The 19,187-nt window shown below is 53.9% G+C and carries 17 protein-coding genes; 15 read left to right on the top strand and 2 right to left on the bottom strand.

From position 1 onward, the window contains the following. Positions 1-36: 36 nt before the first annotated feature. From dnaJ to nhaR, 3 genes are all read left to right on the top strand, one after another. On the top strand, positions 37-1,170 hold the full coding sequence (gene dnaJ / locus ICA20_RS20965; protein ID WP_032940353.1) for a molecular chaperone DnaJ: 1,134 nt from the start codon (positions 37-39) through the stop codon (positions 1,168-1,170). Between the two features lie 208 nt (positions 1,171-1,378). After that, positions 1,379-2,545: a Na+/H+ antiporter NhaA gene (gene nhaA, locus ICA20_RS20960; protein ID WP_038637066.1), complete on the top strand. Its 1,167-nt coding sequence runs from the start codon at positions 1,379-1,381 to the stop codon at positions 2,543-2,545. A 38-nt stretch (positions 2,546-2,583) separates the two neighbouring features. After that, the gene (gene nhaR, locus ICA20_RS20955) at positions 2,584-3,483 is read left to right on the top strand and encodes a transcriptional activator NhaR (RefSeq protein WP_038637068.1); all 900 of its coding nucleotides are present in this window, start codon (positions 2,584-2,586) and stop codon (positions 3,481-3,483) included. Positions 3,484-3,541: 58 nt separating this feature from the next. Here the strand turns inward: nhaR and rpsT are convergent, their stop codons facing one another. Beyond that, positions 3,542-3,805, bottom strand: a complete 264-nt coding sequence (rpsT, locus tag ICA20_RS20950) for a 30S ribosomal protein S20 (protein WP_038637070.1) — start codon at positions 3,803-3,805, stop codon at positions 3,542-3,544. 105 nt (positions 3,806-3,910) lie between these two features. Here rpsT and ICA20_RS20945 point away from each other — a divergent pair, with 105 nt between their 5' ends. The 7 genes from ICA20_RS20945 to rihC all read left to right on the top strand — a co-directional run bounded on the left by ICA20_RS20945 (position 3,911) and on the right by rihC (position 10,922). Next, a complete protein-coding gene (locus tag ICA20_RS20945) occupies positions 3,911-4,126 on the top strand; it encodes a DUF2575 family protein (RefSeq protein ID WP_071888087.1) in 216 nt (71 codons plus the stop codon). Positions 4,127-4,133: 7 nt separating this feature from the next. Beyond that, a complete protein-coding gene (ribF, locus tag ICA20_RS20940) occupies positions 4,134-5,072 on the top strand; it encodes a bifunctional riboflavin kinase/FAD synthetase (protein WP_038637072.1) in 939 nt (312 codons plus the stop codon). Positions 5,073-5,109: 37 nt separating this feature from the next. Then, entirely contained in the window at positions 5,110-7,926 is a 2,817-nt protein-coding gene (gene ileS, locus ICA20_RS20935; RefSeq protein WP_038637074.1) for an isoleucine--tRNA ligase, read from the top strand. Beyond that, entirely contained in the window at positions 7,926-8,423 is a 498-nt protein-coding gene (gene lspA / locus ICA20_RS20930; protein WP_003018932.1) for a signal peptidase II, read from the top strand. Before ileS ends, lspA begins: the two co-directional genes overlap by 1 nt. A gap of 117 nt (positions 8,424-8,540) precedes the next feature. After that, positions 8,541-8,990: an FKBP-type peptidyl-prolyl cis-trans isomerase gene (gene fkpB / locus ICA20_RS20925; RefSeq protein ID WP_038637078.1), complete on the top strand. Its 450-nt coding sequence runs from the start codon at positions 8,541-8,543 to the stop codon at positions 8,988-8,990. Between the two features lies 1 nt (position 8,991). Beyond that, on the top strand, positions 8,992-9,942 hold the full coding sequence (ispH, locus tag ICA20_RS20920) for a 4-hydroxy-3-methylbut-2-enyl diphosphate reductase (RefSeq protein WP_038637079.1): 951 nt from the start codon (positions 8,992-8,994) through the stop codon (positions 9,940-9,942). Positions 9,943-10,007: 65 nt separating this feature from the next. Then, entirely contained in the window at positions 10,008-10,922 is a 915-nt protein-coding gene (gene rihC, locus ICA20_RS20915; RefSeq protein ID WP_038637081.1) for a ribonucleoside hydrolase RihC, read from the top strand. Here the strand turns inward: rihC and ICA20_RS20910 are convergent, their stop codons facing one another. Further along, positions 10,923-11,831: a LysR family transcriptional regulator gene (locus ICA20_RS20910; RefSeq protein ID WP_038637083.1), complete on the bottom strand. Its 909-nt coding sequence runs from the start codon at positions 11,829-11,831 to the stop codon at positions 10,923-10,925. It lies immediately after the preceding gene. A gap of 92 nt (positions 11,832-11,923) precedes the next feature. Between ICA20_RS20910 and ICA20_RS20905 the strand changes: the two genes are divergently transcribed. The 5 genes from ICA20_RS20905 (at position 11,924) to caiF (ending at position 19,162) form a co-directional block, all read left to right on the top strand. Further along, positions 11,924-12,556 carry a serine-tRNA(Ala) deacylase AlaX gene (locus tag ICA20_RS20905; RefSeq protein ID WP_038637085.1) on the top strand — a complete coding sequence of 211 codons (633 nt, stop codon included), beginning with the start codon at positions 11,924-11,926 and terminating at the stop codon, positions 12,554-12,556. Positions 12,557-12,824: 268 nt separating this feature from the next. After that, positions 12,825-13,646 carry a 4-hydroxy-tetrahydrodipicolinate reductase gene (gene dapB / locus ICA20_RS20900; RefSeq protein ID WP_038637087.1) on the top strand — a complete coding sequence of 274 codons (822 nt, stop codon included), beginning with the start codon at positions 12,825-12,827 and terminating at the stop codon, positions 13,644-13,646. Positions 13,647-14,101: 455 nt separating this feature from the next. Then, entirely contained in the window at positions 14,102-15,250 is a 1,149-nt protein-coding gene (gene carA, locus ICA20_RS20895) for a glutamine-hydrolyzing carbamoyl-phosphate synthase small subunit (RefSeq protein WP_038637089.1), read from the top strand. An 18-nt stretch (positions 15,251-15,268) separates the two neighbouring features. Then, positions 15,269-18,493 carry a carbamoyl-phosphate synthase large subunit gene (gene carB / locus ICA20_RS20890; protein ID WP_038637091.1) on the top strand — a complete coding sequence of 1,075 codons (3,225 nt, stop codon included), beginning with the start codon at positions 15,269-15,271 and terminating at the stop codon, positions 18,491-18,493. Between the two features lie 273 nt (positions 18,494-18,766). Further along, the gene (caiF, locus tag ICA20_RS20885) at positions 18,767-19,162 is read left to right on the top strand and encodes a carnitine metabolism transcriptional regulator CaiF (protein WP_038637093.1); all 396 of its coding nucleotides are present in this window, start codon (positions 18,767-18,769) and stop codon (positions 19,160-19,162) included. The last annotated feature ends 25 nt before the right edge of the window (positions 19,163-19,187 follow it).

The following is a 19,187-nucleotide window of genomic DNA, read 5'->3' as shown; positions in this document are numbered from 1 at the left end:
GCCCGTGCTTGTATGTTAAGGGGCTTAAAAAAACCAATGGCAAAGCAAGACTATTACGAGATTTTAGGCGTTTCCAAATCAGCGGAAGAGCGTGAAATCAAAAAGGCCTACAAGCGCCTGGCCATGAAATATCACCCGGATCGCAACCAGGGTGATAAAGAGGCTGAAGCCAAGTTTAAAGAGATCAAAGAAGCGTACGAGATCCTGACCGATGCGCAAAAACGCGCGGCTTACGATCAGTACGGTCATGCCGCGTTTGAGCAAGGCGGCATGGGCGGCGGCGGCGGTTTTGGCGGCGGGGCTGACTTCAGCGATATCTTTGGTGACGTGTTTGGCGATATCTTTGGCGGCGGTCGTGGTCGTCAGCGCGCCTCACGTGGTGCTGATTTACGTTACAACATGGATCTCACTCTGGAAGAAGCCGTGCGTGGCGTCACCAAAGAGATCCGTATTCCGACGCTGGAAGAGTGTGACGTCTGCCATGGCAGCGGCGCGAAGTCAGGTACTCAGCCGCAAACTTGTCCAACCTGTCACGGTTCCGGCCAGGTGCAGATGCGCCAGGGCTTTTTTGCCGTGCAGCAGACCTGTCCACATTGTCAGGGGCGCGGTACGCTGATCAAAGATCCGTGCAACAAATGTCACGGTCATGGTCGCGTTGAGAAAAGCAAAACGCTGTCCGTTAAAATCCCGGCAGGCGTTGATACCGGCGACCGTATTCGTTTAGCAGGTGAAGGTGAAGCCGGTGAGCATGGCGCGCCAGCAGGCGATTTATACGTTCAGGTGCAGGTAAAACAGCACCCAATTTTTGAGCGTGAAGGCAATAACCTGTACTGCGAAGTACCGATTAACTTTGCGATGGCAGCGCTGGGCGGCGAGATTGAAGTCCCGACGCTGGACGGCCGCGTGAAGTTGAAGATTCCGGGCGAGACGCAGACCGGCAAACTGTTCCGCATGCGTGGAAAGGGCGTCAAGTCTGTACGCGGTGGCGCTCAGGGCGATCTGCTGTGTCGTGTCGTTGTTGAAACCCCTGTGGGTCTGAACGACAAGCAGAAGCAGTTGCTGAAAGACCTGCAGGACAGTTTTGGCGGCCCGACCGGCGAGCAAAACAGCCCGCGCTCCAAAAGCTTCTTCGACGGCGTGAAGAAGTTCTTTGACGATTTGACCCGCTGATTCTCTCGACTCAATATTTGATAAAAAGCCTGGGACTGAAAAGTTTCAGGCTTTTTTATTTCTGTTTTCCGTTCGGAAAATCTTTTTTAATTTCAGTCTATTTGTTCGTAAAAACCGATCTATCTATCATGAATAATCTAATTTTAACGAGCTTTTTGAGGGTGTAAGATAGTATTTACGAAGTATTCACCCAATAGAGAGAATAAAAGTGAAACATCTGCATCGTTTTTTTAGTAGTGACGCCTCGGGGGGCATCATCCTGATCATCGCAGCCGTCATCGCTATGTTGATGGCAAATATCGGGGTCACCAGTGGATGGTACCATGCCTTTCTGGAAACGCCCGTTCAACTGCGGGTTGGCGCGCTTGAGATCAACAAAAATATGCTGCTGTGGATCAACGACGCGTTGATGGCAGTGTTCTTCTTGTTGATTGGTCTGGAGGTAAAACGCGAGTTAATGCAAGGCTCGCTGGCCAGTCTGCGTCAGGCGGCATTTCCGATCATTGCCGCTATCGGGGGGATGATTGTCCCGGCGCTGCTGTATCTGGCATTCAACTATGCTGACCCTATTACCCGTGAAGGGTGGGCGATCCCGGCTGCAACGGATATCGCTTTTGCATTAGGTGTGCTGGCACTGTTGGGCAGTCGTGTTCCGTTGGCGCTGAAAATCTTCCTCATGGCTTTGGCGATTATCGATGATCTTGGCGCTATCGTGATCATCGCGCTGTTCTACACCAGCGATCTCTCGCTGCTGTCGCTGGGCGTTGCCGCGTGTGCCATTCTCGTCCTGGCGGCCTTGAATCTGTGTGGCGTGAGACGTACCGGGATTTATATTCTGGTGGGCGTGGTGCTGTGGACGGCAGTTCTGAAGTCCGGTGTGCATGCGACGCTGGCGGGCGTGATCGTCGGTTTCTTCATTCCGTTAAAGGAAAAACACGGACGTTCACCGGCAAAGCGTCTGGAGCATGTTTTGCATCCGTGGGTGGCATACCTGATCCTGCCGCTGTTTGCCTTCGCTAACGCGGGTGTTTCACTGCAGGGTGTCACCATTGATGGGCTGACCTCCGTATTACCGCTGGGGATTATTGCAGGTCTGTTGATCGGTAAACCGCTGGGTATCAGCCTGTTTTGCTGGCTGGCGTTACGCTTAAAGCTGGCGCAATTACCTGAAGGAACGAATTTCCAGCAGATCATGGCGGTCGGGATTCTGTGCGGTATTGGCTTTACGATGTCGATTTTCATCGCCAGCCTGGCGTTTGGTAATGTCGATCCTGAGCTGATTAACTGGGCGAAACTGGGGATCCTGATTGGCTCCTTGCTGTCGGCGGTAATTGGTTACTGCTGGTTACGCACCCGGTTAAACGCATCCGCCTGACAGGATAACCCTTTCGTGACAATTTTCAGGGAGAGAGTATGTCTCATATAAATTACAACCACCTGTATTACTTTTGGCATGTCTATAAAGAAGGTTCGGTGGTTGGTGCAGCAGAAGCGCTTTATCTGACACCGCAGACCATTACCGGGCAGATCAAAGCGCTTGAAGAACGTTTACAAGGAAAGTTGTTCAAGCGGAAGGGGCGTGGGCTGGAGCCAAGCGAGTTAGGCGAGTTAGTCTTTCGTTATGCGGATAAAATGTTCACGTTAAGCCAGGAAATGTTGGATATCGTGAACTACCGCAAAGAGTCTAACTTGCTGTTTGATGTCGGCGTGGCGGATGCGCTATCCAAACAGTTGGTCAGCCGTGTGTTGAATGCCGCGGTGGTGGAAGATGAACAAATCCATCTGCGCTGTTTTGAATCAACGCACGAGATGCTGCTGGATCAACTCAGTCAGCATAAGCTGGATATGATTATCTCTGACTGTCCGATTGATTCTACGCAACAGGAAGGGTTGTTCTCGGTGCGCATAGGCGAATGCGGCGTAAGTTTTTGGTGCACCCAGCCTTTGCCTGAGAAGCCGTTTCCGGCCTGTCTGGAAGAGCGCCGATTGCTGATCCCTGGACGTCGTTCGATGCTCGGTCGTAAGCTGTTGAACTGGATTAACTCACAAGGCTTGAATGTTGAAATCCTCGGCGAATTTGATGACGCAGCGCTGATGAAAGCTTTTGGTGCAACGCATAACGCTATTTTCGTTGCCCCGACGCTCTATTCGAACAACTTCTATGCCGACGATTCAATTGTGGAGATTGGGCGGGTGGAGAATGTGATGGAAGAATATCACGCTATATTTGCGGAAAGGATGATCCAGCATCCGGCGGTGCAGCGTATTTGTAATGCGGACTACTCGGCGCTCTTTACGCCAATGAACAAATGACAGCCATAAAAAAACCCGCTTGCGCGGGTTTTTTCACAAAGCGACAACAAGCAGGCGATTAAGCCAGTTTGTTGATCTGTGCAGTCAGGTTTGCTTTATGACGTGCAGCTTTGTTTTTGTGGATCAGACCTTTAGCAGCCTGACGGTCCACGAGTGGTTGCATTTCGTTAAATGCTTTCAGTGCAGTAGCTTTGTCGCCAGCTTCGATAGCTGCGTATACTTTCTTGATGAAAGTACGCATCATAGAGCGACGGCTAGCGTTGTGCTTGCGGGCCTTTTCAGACTGAACGGCGCGCTTCTTAGCTGATTTGATATTAGCCAAGGTCCAACTCCCAAATGTGTTCTATATGGACAATTCAAAGGCCGAGGAATATGCCCTTTTAGCCTTCTTTTGTCAATGGATTTGTGCAAATAAGCGCCGTTTAAATTGCAGCACTCGTTGCGTAGTGATGGCGCAGGATTCTACCAGCTTGCGTGGCGTGAATACAGCTTTTCCACGAGAAAAATTGCATTGGATTGCCCGTTAAGGTCTGCAATTTGTTTCATAACAATGAAAACCATCCTCTTTCTGTTTCGGAGAAACAATCGCCGGTTAACCTTGACCGCGGTACAGGGTATACTTTCACGATTTTCACTGTTTTGAGCCAGACATGAAGCTGATACGAGGCATACATAATCTCAGTCAGGCCCCGCATGGGTGTGTGCTGACTATTGGTAATTTCGACGGCGTGCACCGTGGCCACCGTGCGTTGCTGCAGGGCTTACGGGAAGAAGGGCGCAAACGCAATTTGCCGGTGATGGTGATGATTTTCGAGCCACAGCCATTAGAGCTGTTTGCAACGGACAAATCACCTGCGCGCCTTACTCGCCTGCGAGAAAAACTGCGTTATCTGGCGGAGTGTGGCGTAGATTACGTATTGTGCGTGCGTTTTGACAGGCGCTTCGCGGCATTAACGGCGCAGACATTTATCAGCGATCTGCTGGTTAAGCGCCTTGGTGTACAATTTCTTGCCGTGGGCGATGATTTCCGCTTTGGCGCTAGCCGTGCGGGCGATTTCTTGTTATTACAGGAAGCGGGCGCTGAGTATGGTTTTGATATCACCAGTACCCAAACCTTCTGTGAAGGCGGTGTTCGTATCAGCAGCACCGCGGTACGTCAGGCGCTGGCTGAAGATAACCTGCAGTTGGCCGAAAGCCTGCTTGGGCACCCTTTTACCATCTCAGGACGGGTGGTGCATGGTGACGAGTTAGGACGCACCATTGGCTTTCCGACGGCAAACTTACCGCTTCGTCGCCAGGTTTCTCCGGTGAAAGGGGTTTATGCGGTTGAAGTGATGGGGCTGGGTGACAAACCTTTTCCCGGTGTTGCCAACATCGGCACCCGCCCGACGGTAGCCGGCGTACGTCAGCAGTTGGAAGTGCATCTACTGGACGTTGTAATGGACCTCTATGGTCGCCATATAGATGTAGTGCTGCGTAAAAAAATTCGCAGCGAGCAGCGATTTGCTTCGCTGGATGAACTAAAAGCGCAGATTGCGCGTGATGAGTTGACTGCCCGCGATTTTTTTGGGCTAACAAAACCGGCTTAATGCCTATACGAGTTTTAAATACGGAACCGAGAATCTGATGAGTGACTATAAATCAACCCTGAATTTGCCGGAAACAGGGTTCCCGATGCGCGGCGATCTCGCCAAGCGTGAACCGGGAATGCTGGCGCGTTGGACTGATGATGACCTGTACGGCATCATTCGTGCGGCCAAAAAAGGCAAAAAAACCTTCATTCTGCATGATGGCCCTCCTTATGCGAATGGCAGCATTCATATTGGTCACTCGGTTAACAAGATTCTGAAAGACATTATCGTGAAGTCCAAAGGACTCACGGGCTATGACTCGCCTTACGTTCCGGGCTGGGACTGCCACGGTCTGCCGATCGAGTTGAAAGTAGAGCAGGAATATGGCAAACCGGGCGAGAAGTTCACCGCCGCTGAGTTCCGCGCTAAATGCCGTGAATACGCTGCTACACAGGTTGACGGTCAGCGTAAAGACTTTATCCGTCTTGGCGTGCTGGGCGATTGGTCGCATCCGTACCTGACCATGGACTTCAAAACCGAAGCCAACATCATTCGCGCGCTGGGTAAAATCATCGGCAACGGTCACCTGCATAAGGGGGCGAAACCGGTGCACTGGTGCGTTGACTGCCGTTCCGCGCTGGCGGAAGCGGAAGTTGAGTATTATGACAAAACCTCCCCGTCCATCGACGTGGCGTTCCACGCCGCCGATCAGGACGCGGTGAAAGCGAAATTTGCCGTTTCTGACGTTAACGGCCCGATCTCGCTGGTTATCTGGACCACCACCCCGTGGACGTTGCCGGCGAACCGCGCGATCTCCCTGGCGCCTGATTTTGACTATGCGCTGGTGCAGATCGACGGCCAGGCCGTGATTCTGGCGAAAGATCTGGTTGAAAGCGTCATGCAGCGCATTGGCGCGGCCGACTACACCATTCTGGGCACCGTTAAAGGCGCAGAGCTGGAACTGTTGCGCTTTACCCACCCGTTTATGGGTTTTGACGTACCGGCGATTCTGGGCGATCACGTCACGTTGGATGCGGGTACCGGGGCGGTACATACCGCGCCTGGCCACGGCCCGGACGACTATGTCATCGGTCAAAAATACGGTCTGGAAGTGGCGAACCCGGTGGGTCCGGACGGCGCTTATCTGGCGGGGACCTACCCGACCCTGGACGGTGTGAACGTCTTTAAAGCCAACGATATTGTTGTCGCTCTGCTGAGCGAAAAAGGCGCGTTGCTGCACGTCGAGAAGATGCAGCATAGCTATCCGTGCTGCTGGCGCCACAAAACGCCGATCATCTTCCGGGCGACCCCGCAGTGGTTCGTGAGCATGGATCAGAAAGGCCTTCGCGCGCAGTCCCTGAAAGAGATCAAAGGCGTGCAGTGGATCCCTGACTGGGGCCAGGCGCGTATCGAATCCATGGTTGCCAACCGTCCTGACTGGTGTATCTCCCGTCAGCGTACGTGGGGTGTGCCGATGTCTTTGTTCGTTCACAAAGACACCGAAGAGCTGCATCCGCGCGCTATCGAACTGATGGAAGAAGTGGCTAAACGCGTTGAAATTGACGGCATCCAGGCGTGGTGGGATCTCGATCCGAAAGATATCCTCGGCGACGAAGCTGACCAGTATGTCAAAGTCCCGGATACGCTGGACGTATGGTTTGACTCTGGTTCCACCCACTCATCTGTCGTAGACGTGCGTCCTGAATTTGCCGGTCACGCAGCGGATATGTATCTGGAAGGCTCTGACCAGCACCGTGGCTGGTTCATGTCATCTCTGATGATCTCCACCGCGATGAAAGGCAAAGCGCCGTATCGCCAGGTACTGACTCACGGTTTCACCGTGGATGGTCAGGGCCGTAAGATGTCCAAGTCTATCGGTAACACCGTTTCTCCGCAGGACGTGATGAACAAACTCGGCGCGGATATTCTGCGTCTGTGGGTGGCGTCTACCGACTACACCGGTGAAATGGCGGTTTCTGACGAAATTCTGAAACGTGCTGCCGACAGCTATCGTCGTATCCGTAACACCGCGCGCTTCCTGCTGGCGAACCTGAACGGGTTCGATCCGGTAAAAGACATGGTGAAACCGGAAGAGATGGTGGTGCTGGACAGGTGGGCGGTAGGCTGTGCGCAAGCGGCACAGGAAGAGATCCTGAAAGCTTACGAAGCCTATGACTTCCACGAAGTAGTGCAGCGCCTGATGCGTTTCTGCTCTGTCGAAATGGGTTCGTTCTACCTCGACATCATCAAAGACCGCCAGTACACCGCGAAAGCGGAAAGCCGGGCGCGTCGTAGCTGCCAGACTGCGCTGTTCCATATCGCAGAAGCGCTGGTTCGCTGGATGGCGCCGATCATGTCCTTCACCGCGGATGAAATCTGGGGTTACCTGCCGGGCGATCGTGAAAAATATGTCTTTACTGGTGAATGGTACGAAGGCCTGTTTGGCTTAGGCGAAACCGAGGCGATGAACGATACCTTCTGGGACGAGCTGCTGAAAGTACGCGGCGAAGTGAACAAGGTTATCGAGCAGGCGCGTGCGGATAAGAAAGTCGGTGGTTCTCTGGAAGCGGCAGTCACCCTGTACGCTGAACCAGAACTGGCGGCGAAATTGACCGCGCTCGGCGAAGAGTTGCGCTTTGTGCTGCTGACCTCTGGCGCGAGCGTTGCGGAGTTTGCCGAGGCGCCAGCTGATGCTCAGCAGAGCGAATTGCTCAAAGGTCTGAAAATCGTACTGAGCAAAGCCGAAGGTGAGAAGTGCCCGCGCTGCTGGCATTACACTACCGACGTCGGCCAGGTGGCGGAACATGCAGATATCTGCGGACGCTGTGTCAGCAACATCGCCGGTGATGGCGAACAACGTAAGTTTGCCTGATGAGTAAGCCTCTTTGTTCAACAGGACTACGCTGGCTGTGGCTGGTGGTAGTCGTGCTGATTATCGATTTAGGCAGCAAGTACCTGATCCTCCAGAATTTTGCTCTGGGGGATACGGTATCGCTGTTCCCGTCGCTTAATCTGCACTACGCGCGAAACTATGGCGCGGCGTTTAGCTTCTTAGCCGACAGCGGCGGCTGGCAACGTTGGTTTTTTGCCGGTATCGCTATTGGTATCTGCGTCATCCTGATGGTGATGATGTATCGCTCGAAGGCGACGCAGAAGCTGAACAACATCGCGTATGCGTTAATCATTGGCGGTGCGCTGGGCAATCTGTTCGATCGCCTGTGGCATGGCTTCGTGGTTGATATGATTGACTTTTACGTTGGCGACTGGCATTTCGCGACATTCAACCTGGCTGATACGGCAATCTGTATCGGCGCGGCATTGATTGTTCTCGAAGGCTTCTTACCGTCGAAAGAGAAAAAAGCCGCATAAAAAAATGCCGGATGGCGCTATGCTAATCCGGCTTACAATCTATCGCGAACCTTGTAGGCCCGGTAAGCGTAGCGCCACCGGGCAAACAGGCGGCAGCAATTTTAAAGAGCAACCTGCATGTCTAAATCAGTACAGAGTAACAGTGCGGTGCTGGTGCACTTCACCCTTAAGCTCGACGATGGCTCCACCGCAGAGTCAACCCGCAATAACGGCAAGCCTGCGCTGTTTCGCCTGGGCGATGGTTCTCTGTCTGAAGGACTGGAACAACACCTGCTGGGGCTAAAAGAGGGTGATAAAACCACTTTTTCCCTGGAGCCGGATGCCGCCTTTGGCGTGCCAAGCCCGGACTTGATTCAGTATTTCTCGCGTCGGGAATTTATGGACGCGGGCGAGCCAGAAATTGGCGCTATCATGCTCTTTACCGCAATGGACGGCAGTGAGATGCCTGGCGTGATTCGTGAAATCAACGGTGACTCGATCACGGTTGATTTCAACCATCCGCTGGCCGGGCATACCGTTCATTTTGATATTGAAGTGCTGGAAGTCGAACCAGTACTGGAGGCGTAAAATGCAGATCCTGTTGGCTAACCCGCGCGGTTTTTGCGCTGGCGTAGACCGCGCTATCAGCATTGTAGAAAACGCGCTGGCTATTTATGGCGCGCCGATTTATGTCCGTCATGAGGTGGTGCATAACCGCTATGTGGTGGATAGCCTGCGCGAGCGCGGCGCTATTTTTATTGAGCAAATCAGTGAAGTGCCTGACGGCGCGATCCTGATCTTCTCCGCCCACGGTGTCTCTCAGGCGGTACGTAACGAAGCCAAAGGTCGTGATCTCACGGTTTTCGACGCCACCTGTCCGTTAGTCACCAAAGTGCATATGGAAGTGGCACGCGCCAGCCGTCGCGGTGAAGAGTCAATTCTGATTGGTCACGCCGGACACCCGGAAGTCGAAGGCACGATGGGCCAGTACAGTAACCCACAGGGGGGGATGTATCTGGTTGAATCACCGGAAGATGTACTGAAACTGACCGTGAAGAATGAAGGTAAATTGTCCTTCATGACACAGACCACGCTTTCCGTTGACGACACTTCTGACGTCATTGATGCGCTGCGCCAACGGTTCCCGAAAATTGTCGGGCCACGCAAAGACGATATCTGTTATGCCACCACCAACCGTCAGGAAGCAGTTCGCGCGCTGGCGGAACAGGCTGATGTGGTGCTGGTGGTCGGCTCGAAAAACTCCTCTAACTCTAACCGTCTGGCTGAACTGGCCCAGCGAATGGGGAAAGCGGCGTATTTGATTGACGATGCGACCGACATCCAGGAAGCGTGGGTAAAAGACGCTAAGTGCGTAGGCGTGACGGCCGGAGCCTCGGCGCCGGATATCCTGGTGCAAAACGTGATCGCTCGTCTGCAGGAACTTGGCGGTGGAGAGGCTATCCCACTGGAAGGCCGTGAAGAAAATATTGTTTTCGAAGTGCCCAAAGAGCTGCGAGTGGATGTTCGTGAAGTAGAGTAAGTCTTTCACGATACGATTATGAGAAGATGCCAGACTTAACGTCTGGCATTTTTTATGGAGAAACCATGCGCTTACCGATCATTCTTGATACCGATCCCGGCATTGATGATGCCGCCGCTATTGCCGCCGCGCTGTTTGCCCCTGAGCTGGATCTGCAACTCATGACCACGGTAGCAGGCAATGTTTCGGTGGAAAAAACCACCCGTAATGCGTTGCAGTTGCTGCATTTCTGGAATGCGGATATTCCGCTGGCGCAAGGGGCATCAATGCCGCTGGTGCGGCCGCTGCGTGATGCTGCTTCCGTGCACGGCGAGTCCGGTATGGAAGGGTATGAATTTGTCGAACACGACCGACAGGCGATGGCAAAACCCGCCTTCCAGGCTATTCGTGACGCGCTGATGCATGCCCCGCAGCCCGTGACGCTGGTAGCGATTGGTCCGCTGACCAACATTGCGCTGCTGCTGACCCATTATCCTGAATGCATATTCAATATTCACCGTCTGGTGATGATGGGCGGTTCAGCCGGGCGCGGGAACTTTACGCCAAATGCCGAGTTTAATATTGCTATCGATCCTGAGGCCGCCGCGAAAGTTTTTCAGAGTGGGCTGGAGATCGTGATGTGTGGGCTGGATGTCACTAATCAGGCCATGCTGACGCCGGAGTATCTGGCGACGCTTCCCGCGCTCAATAAGACCGGCAGTATGCTGCACGCACTATTTAGCCATTACCGCAGCGGCAGTATGAATACAGGACTGCGGATGCATGATCTGTGCGCGATTGCCTGGCTGGTGCGCCCGGAACTCTTTACCCTGCAGCCGTGCTTCGTGGCGGTGGAAACTCAGGGGGAATATACCTCGGGTACCACGGTGGTGGATATTGAAGGACGTTTGGGGCATCCGGCAAATGCCCAGGTTGCACTGGATCTTGACGTTGAGGGGTTCCAGCAGTGGGTGGCAGAGGTGCTGGCGCTGGCGCCATAATCAGGTGTTGTGTAGCGGTACCTTTTCGCCGAGATAATCAATCATCGCCCGCATTCTGGCGGGCATATGTTGATTGCGCGTCCATAGCAGCCACAGTTCCCCGCTGTAGTCGCTGATAAATTCCCATTCCGGCAGTACCTGGACAATCTCGCCATTGGAGAGTGCCGCGCGGGCGGTGAACAACGGCAGGCTGCCGATTCCGAGGTTATTTTTCACCGCATCCAGACGTACGCCGGTATGGTTGGCGGCGTAGCGACCGTGAGTCTGAATGGTCTCCACACGTTCACCGCGGCGAAACTTCCAGCGTGAATCCGCAGGGGTCTCGCCAAGGCTGATACAGCTATGTTCACGCAGTGCCTGCGGGTGCTCTGGCGTACCGTGCTCGCGTAGGTACGCAGCGGTTGCGCATATCACATGGCTGACCGGCATCAGTGGTTTCCCATACAGGCCCGGGGAGGGCGACTGACTGATGCGCAGCGCAAGGTCGACGCCGTCGTCGATTAAATCCATATAACGGTCTTCCAGCCGAAGGCGGACGTCCACCTGTGGGTAGCGCGTAAAGAATTCGGCCATCAGTGGATGAATGACAAATCGCCCCACCGCTTTGGGCACGCTGAGGGTCAGTTGCCCTTGCGCAATAGTTTGTCGGCTGCTGCCTGAGTCGACAGCCATTTGCGCCGCATGCAGCATTTCCTGCGCGTGCGCATACACTATTTTGCCCGTTTCGCTAAGCGCCAGCTTGCGTGTCGTACGGTGCAGCAGTTTGCTGCCCAGCGCCTTCTCGAGGCGTGATGCGCTGCGGCTAATAGCGGAAGGCGTAGCACCTGAGACTTTGGCGGCGGCAGAGAAGCTCCCCTGGTCGATAATCAACACAAAGGTGGCAAGGTCAGGAAGAAGGTTAGGGTTCATTTGTGCATACCAGGCAAAGATGCATTGAACCGGCGCAGGATTATCGCCGTCAGTAAAGTGAATATACTCTTCCTATCAAGATGAGAGCAATCATGACCGAACGTCTTTATTACACCTGTGATAACACCGAAGGCCAGGCCACGGTGATGAGCTGTACAGCGCGAGCGGAAGGAGGCTATGCGGTGGTGCTGGACGGCACGCTATTTCACCCACAGGGCGTTGGGCAACCCGCGGATGCGGGCTGGATTGATGAGATCCCCGTCGAGACGGTGATCGTGCGTGATGACGATGTGCTACATATCGTGGCGACACCGATTGCGCCTGGCGTAATCAGCCTGAGAGTTGATGCGACACAGCGTCAGCTGCATGCGCGGCTGCACTCTGCGGGGCACCTTATCGGGCTGGCGGGTACAGAGTACGGATGGCAACCGGTAAAAGCGCACCACTGGCCTGGCGAAGGGCGGATTACGTTTTCCGCAAAAGGCAGCAGTACGCTGCCGGACGGCGCCTCACTGCTGGCGAAAATCAACGCCTGGCAGGCGGAGGATCTTCCTCGCCGGGTGACATTCGACGGCGGTTTGCGCGAAGTCGGGTTCGGTGAGCTGCCCGCTTACCCTTGCGGCGGTACGCATGTTGCGCGTTTATCCGACATTGGGCAGGTGACGATTACTCAGGTGAAGATGAAAAAAGGGCAGATGATCGTCACCTACACGCTCGTGCCATAAAACCGCACTCGCGAAAATATCTACGCAGATTGGCTGGTTTCTGCTCGGTTTTCCATCGTTTTCCCATCACTTTGCGCCATACTGAGTAAGTTTGACTTCTTTCCAGTGCTCCAGCAATGATTCATCCTGCGGGATGAATCATGTCTTTTACTGATATTCCCCTCTGTTTATCATTAAATTCTAATTATGGGTGTTTTCAGCTAGCGGCCTCCGGGCGTGCTGGTTACTCTGAAAACGATTTACGCAAAATTAACAAAAGAGAATAGCTATGCATGATGCACAAATCCGCGTTGCCATCGCGGGAGCCGGAGGACGCATGGGGCGTCAGTTGATTCAGGCCACACTTGGCATGGATGGCGTACAGCTTGGCGCGGCGCTGGAGCGCGAAGGCTCTTCCTTACTGGGAAGCGATGCCGGAGAGTTAGCGGGAGCCGGGAAAACGGGCGTTACCGTACAAAGCAGCCTTGAGGCGGTGAAAGATGATTTCGATGTTTTCATCGATTTCACGCGACCGGAAGGTACGCTGACGCATCTGGCGTTTTGCCGCCAGCACGGTAAGGGAATGGTGATTGGTACCACCGGATTCGATGATGCCGGTAAACAGGCTATTCGCGATGCCGCGCAGGAGATTGCTATCGTCTTCGCTGCGAATTTTAGCGTCGGCGTTAACGTCATGCTGAAACTGCTTGAGAAAGCAGCAAAAGTGATGGGGGACTATACCGATATTGAGATTATCGAAGCGCATCACCGCCACAAAGTGGACGCCCCATCGGGGACCGCGCTGGCGATGGGTGAGGCGATCGCCGGGGCGTTGGATAAAGATCTGAAAGACTGCGCAGTCTACTCGCGCGAAGGTTATACCGGCGAGCGTGTGCCGGGCACTATTGGTTTTGCGACTGTACGCGCCGGTGACATTGTCGGCGAACATACCGCGATGTTTGCCGATATTGGCGAGCGTATTGAAATCACCCATAAAGCGTCCAGCCGCATGACTTTTGCCAATGGCGCAGTGCGATCGGCGGTTTGGCTGAAATCTAAGTCAAATGGTCTTTTTGATATGAAAGATGTACTTGATTTACGCAGTTTATAGATTTTATTACCCTTCGTGATGTGGTTATGGTGATCGTAATTATTTGATTACATGGGGCAATATTTTATTGCCCTTTAATTTTTTGGCTTTTGGTTTTATTTTTTATCTAAGATGATGTTTATATATGTTTTTATGCTTCATTCTGTTATCTGAATGTAAATTTTGACCAAGTGGTCCACTTTTTTCTCTCGCTGCTCCCGTTTTTACACTCTTTATCTACCGCAAGCGTTTTCCACCCTGAGTTAGCTGATCTTTTTGCCTGTTAAATCGAGGGATTTATCCCAGTGGCGTAAAATAATAATAAAAATTGCCCTTTTGGGTAGACTTTTACGTGGGCTATCTCTAGAATGCCGCCGTTTGCCAGAAATCCATAGGTAAGCAAATTTGCATTGATTCATGAGGTGTTAATGAATTAATATGCAAATAAAGTGAGTGAATATTCTCTGGAGGGTGTTTTGATTAAGTCAGCGCTATTGGTTCTGGAAGACGGAACCCAGTTTCACGGTCGGGCCATAGGGGCAACAGGTTCGGCGGTTGGGGAAGTCGTTTTCAATACTTCAATGACCGGTTATCAAGAAATCCTCACTGATCCTTCCTATTCCCGCCAAATCGTCACTCTTACTTATCCTCATATCGGTAATGTCGGCACCAATGAAGCCGATGCAGAATCTTCTCAGGTACATGCGCAAGGCCTGGTCATCCGCGACCTGCCGCTGATTGCCAGCAACTACCGCAACACCGAAGACCTCTCTTCTTACCTCAAGCGCCATAATATTGTGGCGATTGCCGATATCGATACCCGTAAGCTGACGCGACTGCTGCGCGAGAAGGGCGCTCAGAACGGCTGCATCATTGCAGGTGATAATCTGGATGCTGCGCTGGCCTTAGAAAAAGCCAAAGCGTTCCCGGGCTTAAATGGGATGGATCTGGCAAAAGAAGTGACCACCGCTGAATCCTACAGCTGGACTCAGGGTAGCTGGACGCTTTCGGGTGACCTGCCGGAAGCGAAGTCTGCAGAAGAGCTGCCGTTCCACGTGGTGGCCTACGATTTTGGCGCCAAGCGCAACATTCTGCGTATGCTGGTGGATCGCGGCTGCCGCCTGACGGTGGTACCGGCGAAAACCTCCGCGGAAGATGTTCTGAAGATGAATCCGGACGGTATCTTCCTGTCTAACGGCCCAGGTGACCCGGCCCCGTGCGACTACGCCATCGAAGCCATTGAGAAATTCCTCCAGACCGATATTCCGGTATTTGGCATCTGCCTCGGCCATCAACTGTTGGCGCTGGCGAGCGGTGCGAAGACCATCAAGATGAAGTTTGGTCACCACGGTGGTAACCACCCGGTGAAAGACATGGATAAGAATGTGGTGATGATTACCGCGCAGAACCACGGCTTTGCGGTGGATGAAGATTCGCTGCCAGCCAACCTGCGCGTAACCCACAAATCCCTGTTCGACGGAACCCTGCAAGGGATTCACCGTACCGATAAACCGGCGTTCAGCTTCCAGGGCCACCCGGAGGCGAGCCCAGGCCCGCATGATGCGGCGCCGCTGTTCGACCACTTTATCGAGCTTATTGAGCAATACCGTCAGTCCGCGAAATAATCAGGAGTAATAAGAGCCATGCCAAAACGTACAGACATAAAAAGTATCCTGATTCTGGGCGCGGGCCCGATTGTTATCGGTCAGGCGTGTGAGTTTGACTACTCCGGCGCCCAGGCGTGTAAAGCGCTGCGCGAAGAGGGTTACCGCGTTATTCTGGTGAACTCTAACCCGGCAACCATTATGACCGACCCGGAAATGGCCGATGCGACCTACATCGAGCCGATCAACTGGGAAGTGGTACGCAAAATCATCGAAAAAGAGCGTCCGGATGCGGTTCTGCCAACCATGGGCGGCCAGACCGCGCTGAACTGCGCGCTGGAGCTGGAGCGTCAGGGCGTGCTGGAAGAGTTCGGCGTGACCATGATTGGTGCGACCGCTGATGCGATTGATAAAGCAGAAGACCGCCGTCGTTTCGACGTGGCGATGAAGAAAATCGGCCTCGACACCGCGCGTTCCGGTATCGCGCACACCATGGAAGAAGCGCTGGCGGTTGCCGCTGACGTGGGCTTCCCGTGCATCATCCGTCCATCTTTCACCATGGGCGGCACCGGCGGCGGTATCGCCTACAACCGTGAAGAGTTCGAAGAAATCTGCGAACGCGGCCTGGACCTCTCGCCAACCAACGAGCTGCTGATTGATGAATCGCTGATCGGCTGGAAAGAGTACGAGATGGAAGTGGTGCGTGATAAAAACGACAACTGCATCATCGTCTGCTCTATCGAAAACTTCGATGCGATGGGCATTCACACCGGTGACTCGATCACCGTTGCTCCGGCGCAGACCCTGACCGACAAAGAATACCAAATCATGCGTAACGCCTCGATGGCGGTACTGCGTGAAATCGGCGTAGAAACCGGCGGTTCCAACGTTCAGTTCTCGGTGAACCCGAAAGATGGTCGCCTGATCGTTATCGAAATGAACCCGCGCGTCTCCCGCTCCTCGGCGCTGGCGTCGAAAGCCACCGGCTTCCCGATTGCCAAAGTGGCGGCCAAACTGGCGGTGGGTTACACCCTCGACGAACTGATGAACGACATCACCGGTGGGCGTACTCCGGCCTCCTTCGAGCCGTCTATCGACTACGTTGTCACCAAGATTCCTCGCTTCAACTTCGAGAAATTCGCCGGTGCGAACGACCGTCTGACCACCCAGATGAAATCCGTCGGCGAAGTGATGGCGATTGGCCGTACGCAGCAGGAATCCCTGCAGAAAGCGCTGCGCGGCCTGGAAGTAGGCGCCACCGGTTTCGACCCGAAAGTGAGCCTCGACGACCCGGAAGCACTGACCAAAATCCGTCGCGAGCTGAAAGACGCGGGCGCCGAGCGCATCTGGTATATCGCCGATGCCTTCCGCGCGGGCCTCTCCGTCGACGGTGTGTTCAACCTGACCAACATCGACCGCTGGTTCCTGGTACAGATTGAAGAGCTGGTACGTCTGGAAGAAAAAGTGGCGGAAGTGGGCATCAACGGCCTCGACGCTGACTTCCTGCGTCACCTGAAGCGCAAAGGCTTCGCCGATGCGCGTCTGGCAAAACTGGCGGGTGTGCGCGAAGCGGAAATCCGCAAGCTGCGCGACCAGTACAACCTGCACCCGGTCTACAAGCGCGTGGATACCTGCGCGGCGGAATTCGCCACCGATACCGCCTACATGTACTCTACCTATGAAGAAGAGTGCGAATCTAACCCATCCGTCGACCGCGACAAAATCATGGTCCTCGGCGGCGGTCCGAACCGTATCGGCCAGGGGATCGAATTTGACTACTGCTGCGTCCATGCCTCGCTGGCGCTGCGCGAAGACGGTTACGAGACCATCATGGTCAACTGTAACCCGGAAACTGTCTCTACCGACTACGACACCTCCGACCGTCTGTACTTCGAGCCGGTAACGCTGGAGGACGTACTGGAAATCGTGCGCATCGAGAAGCCGAAAGGCGTCATCGTGCAGTACGGCGGCCAGACCCCGCTGAAACTGGCGCGTGAACTGGAAGCCGCAGGCGTACCGGTTATCGGCACCAGCCCGGACGCCATCGACCGCGCGGAAGACCGTGAACGCTTCCAGCACGCGGTTGACCGTCTGAAGCTGAAACAGCCAGCCAACGCCACCGTGACCGCCATTGAACAAGCGGTTGAGAAGGCGAAAGAAATTGGCTACCCGCTGGTGGTGCGCCCGTCCTACGTACTGGGCGGCCGCGCGATGGAAATCGTCTACGACGAAGCCGACCTGCGTCGCTACTTCCAGACCGCGGTTAGCGTCTCCAACGACGCGCCGGTGCTGCTGGACCGCTTCCTCGACGATGCCATCGAAGTGGACGTTGACGCCATCTGCGACGGCGAAATGGTGCTGATTGGCGGCATCATGGAGCACATCGAGCAGGCGGGCGTACACTCTGGCGACTCCGCCTGTTCTCTGCCTGCCTACACGCTGAGCAAGGAAATTCAGGATGTGATGCGCCAGCAGGTGCAGAAGCTGGCCTTCGAACTGCAGGTGCGCGGCCTGATGAACGTGCAGTTTGCGGTGAAAGACAACGAAGTCTACCTGATTGAAGTCAACCCGCGTGCGGCGCGTACCGTACCATTCGTCTCCAAAGCCACCGGCGTACCGCTGGCGAAAGTGGCGGCGCGCGTGATGGCCGGCAAATCGCTGACCGAGCAGGGCGTGACCAAAGAAATTATCCCGCCGTACTACTCGGTGAAAGAAGTGGTGCTGCCGTTCAACAAATTCCCGGGCGTTGACCCGCTGTTAGGGCCAGAAATGCGCTCTACCGGGGAAGTGATGGGCGTGGGCCGTACCTTCGCGGAAGCGTTCGCCAAGGCACAGCTGGGCAGTAACTCCACGATGAAGAAACAGGGCCGTGCGCTGCTCTCGGTTCGCGAAGGCGACAAAGAGCGCGTGGTGGACCTGGCCGCTAAGCTGCTAAAACAGGGCTTCGAGCTGGATGCGACTCACGGTACCGCGATTGTGCTGGGTGAAGCCGGTATCAACCCGCGTCTGGTGAATAAGGTGCATGAAGGTCGTCCGCACATTCAGGACCGTATCAAGAATGGCGAATACACCTACATTATCAACACCACCGCAGGTCGTCAGGCGATTGAAGACTCCAAGCTGATTCGCCGCAGCGCCTTGCAGTACAAAGTGCATTACGACACTACCCTGAACGGCGGTTTCGCAACGGCCATGGCGCTGAATGCGGATGCCACCGAGAAGGTGACCTCGGTGCAGGAAATGCACGCGCAGATCAATAAATAATAAACAGAAGGTTCGGTGATATTTGCGTTAATCGGATCTGCAATATAAATTTGAAACGGTTCCTGAGAAGGAGCCGTTTTTTTACCCTATCAGGTCATTCCTGGAGATGTCCGTTTCCTTAACCACATTTTCAATGTAATAAGCACGATATTGCTCACACTAATCAACATTCAAGTCGCATACTATCTTTATATCCACAATTTTAATATGGCTTAGTTTTTATTAATTTGGACAGGCCGTAGCCAGATTTTTAATTTGTGAAATGGTGTGCTTATGTGTGAAAAATATGTTGAAAGACCGCTTTATTTGTTAATTGCTGACTGGATGATGGCAGAGGACCGATGGATCACTGCCAAGGAGATTTCCCGTCAATTTGATATTGAACACTGCAAAGCAATTAATACGCTCTCCTATATTCTGTCAGAAGTTGGGGAAATTGTTTGTGAAGTGAAGATGATCCCTAACCAGATTGCAGGACGAGGCTGTCAGTGCCAGCGTCTGGTGAAAGTCGTGAGTATTGATTCTCATCTCTATCGCCGATTGAATCATAATTTGCAGGAAAGAAAAGTGAGTGTGGCGAAAGCGCCGCGACTGTCTGCCGTTCCCCCAACAGAGCTCAACCGTGAGCAGAAATGGCAGATGATGCTGTCAAAAAGTATGCGTCGCTAATGGTTAGTTTGCCTGATGGCAGCGT

Origin of the sequence: Citrobacter sp. C5_2, from assembly GCF_014596845.2 — a bacterium.
Lineage (GTDB): Bacteria > Pseudomonadota > Gammaproteobacteria > Enterobacterales > Enterobacteriaceae > Citrobacter > Citrobacter werkmanii.
Note: the sequence above shows the minus strand (reverse complement) of the source record. Positions and strands in the feature narration are given on the sequence as shown.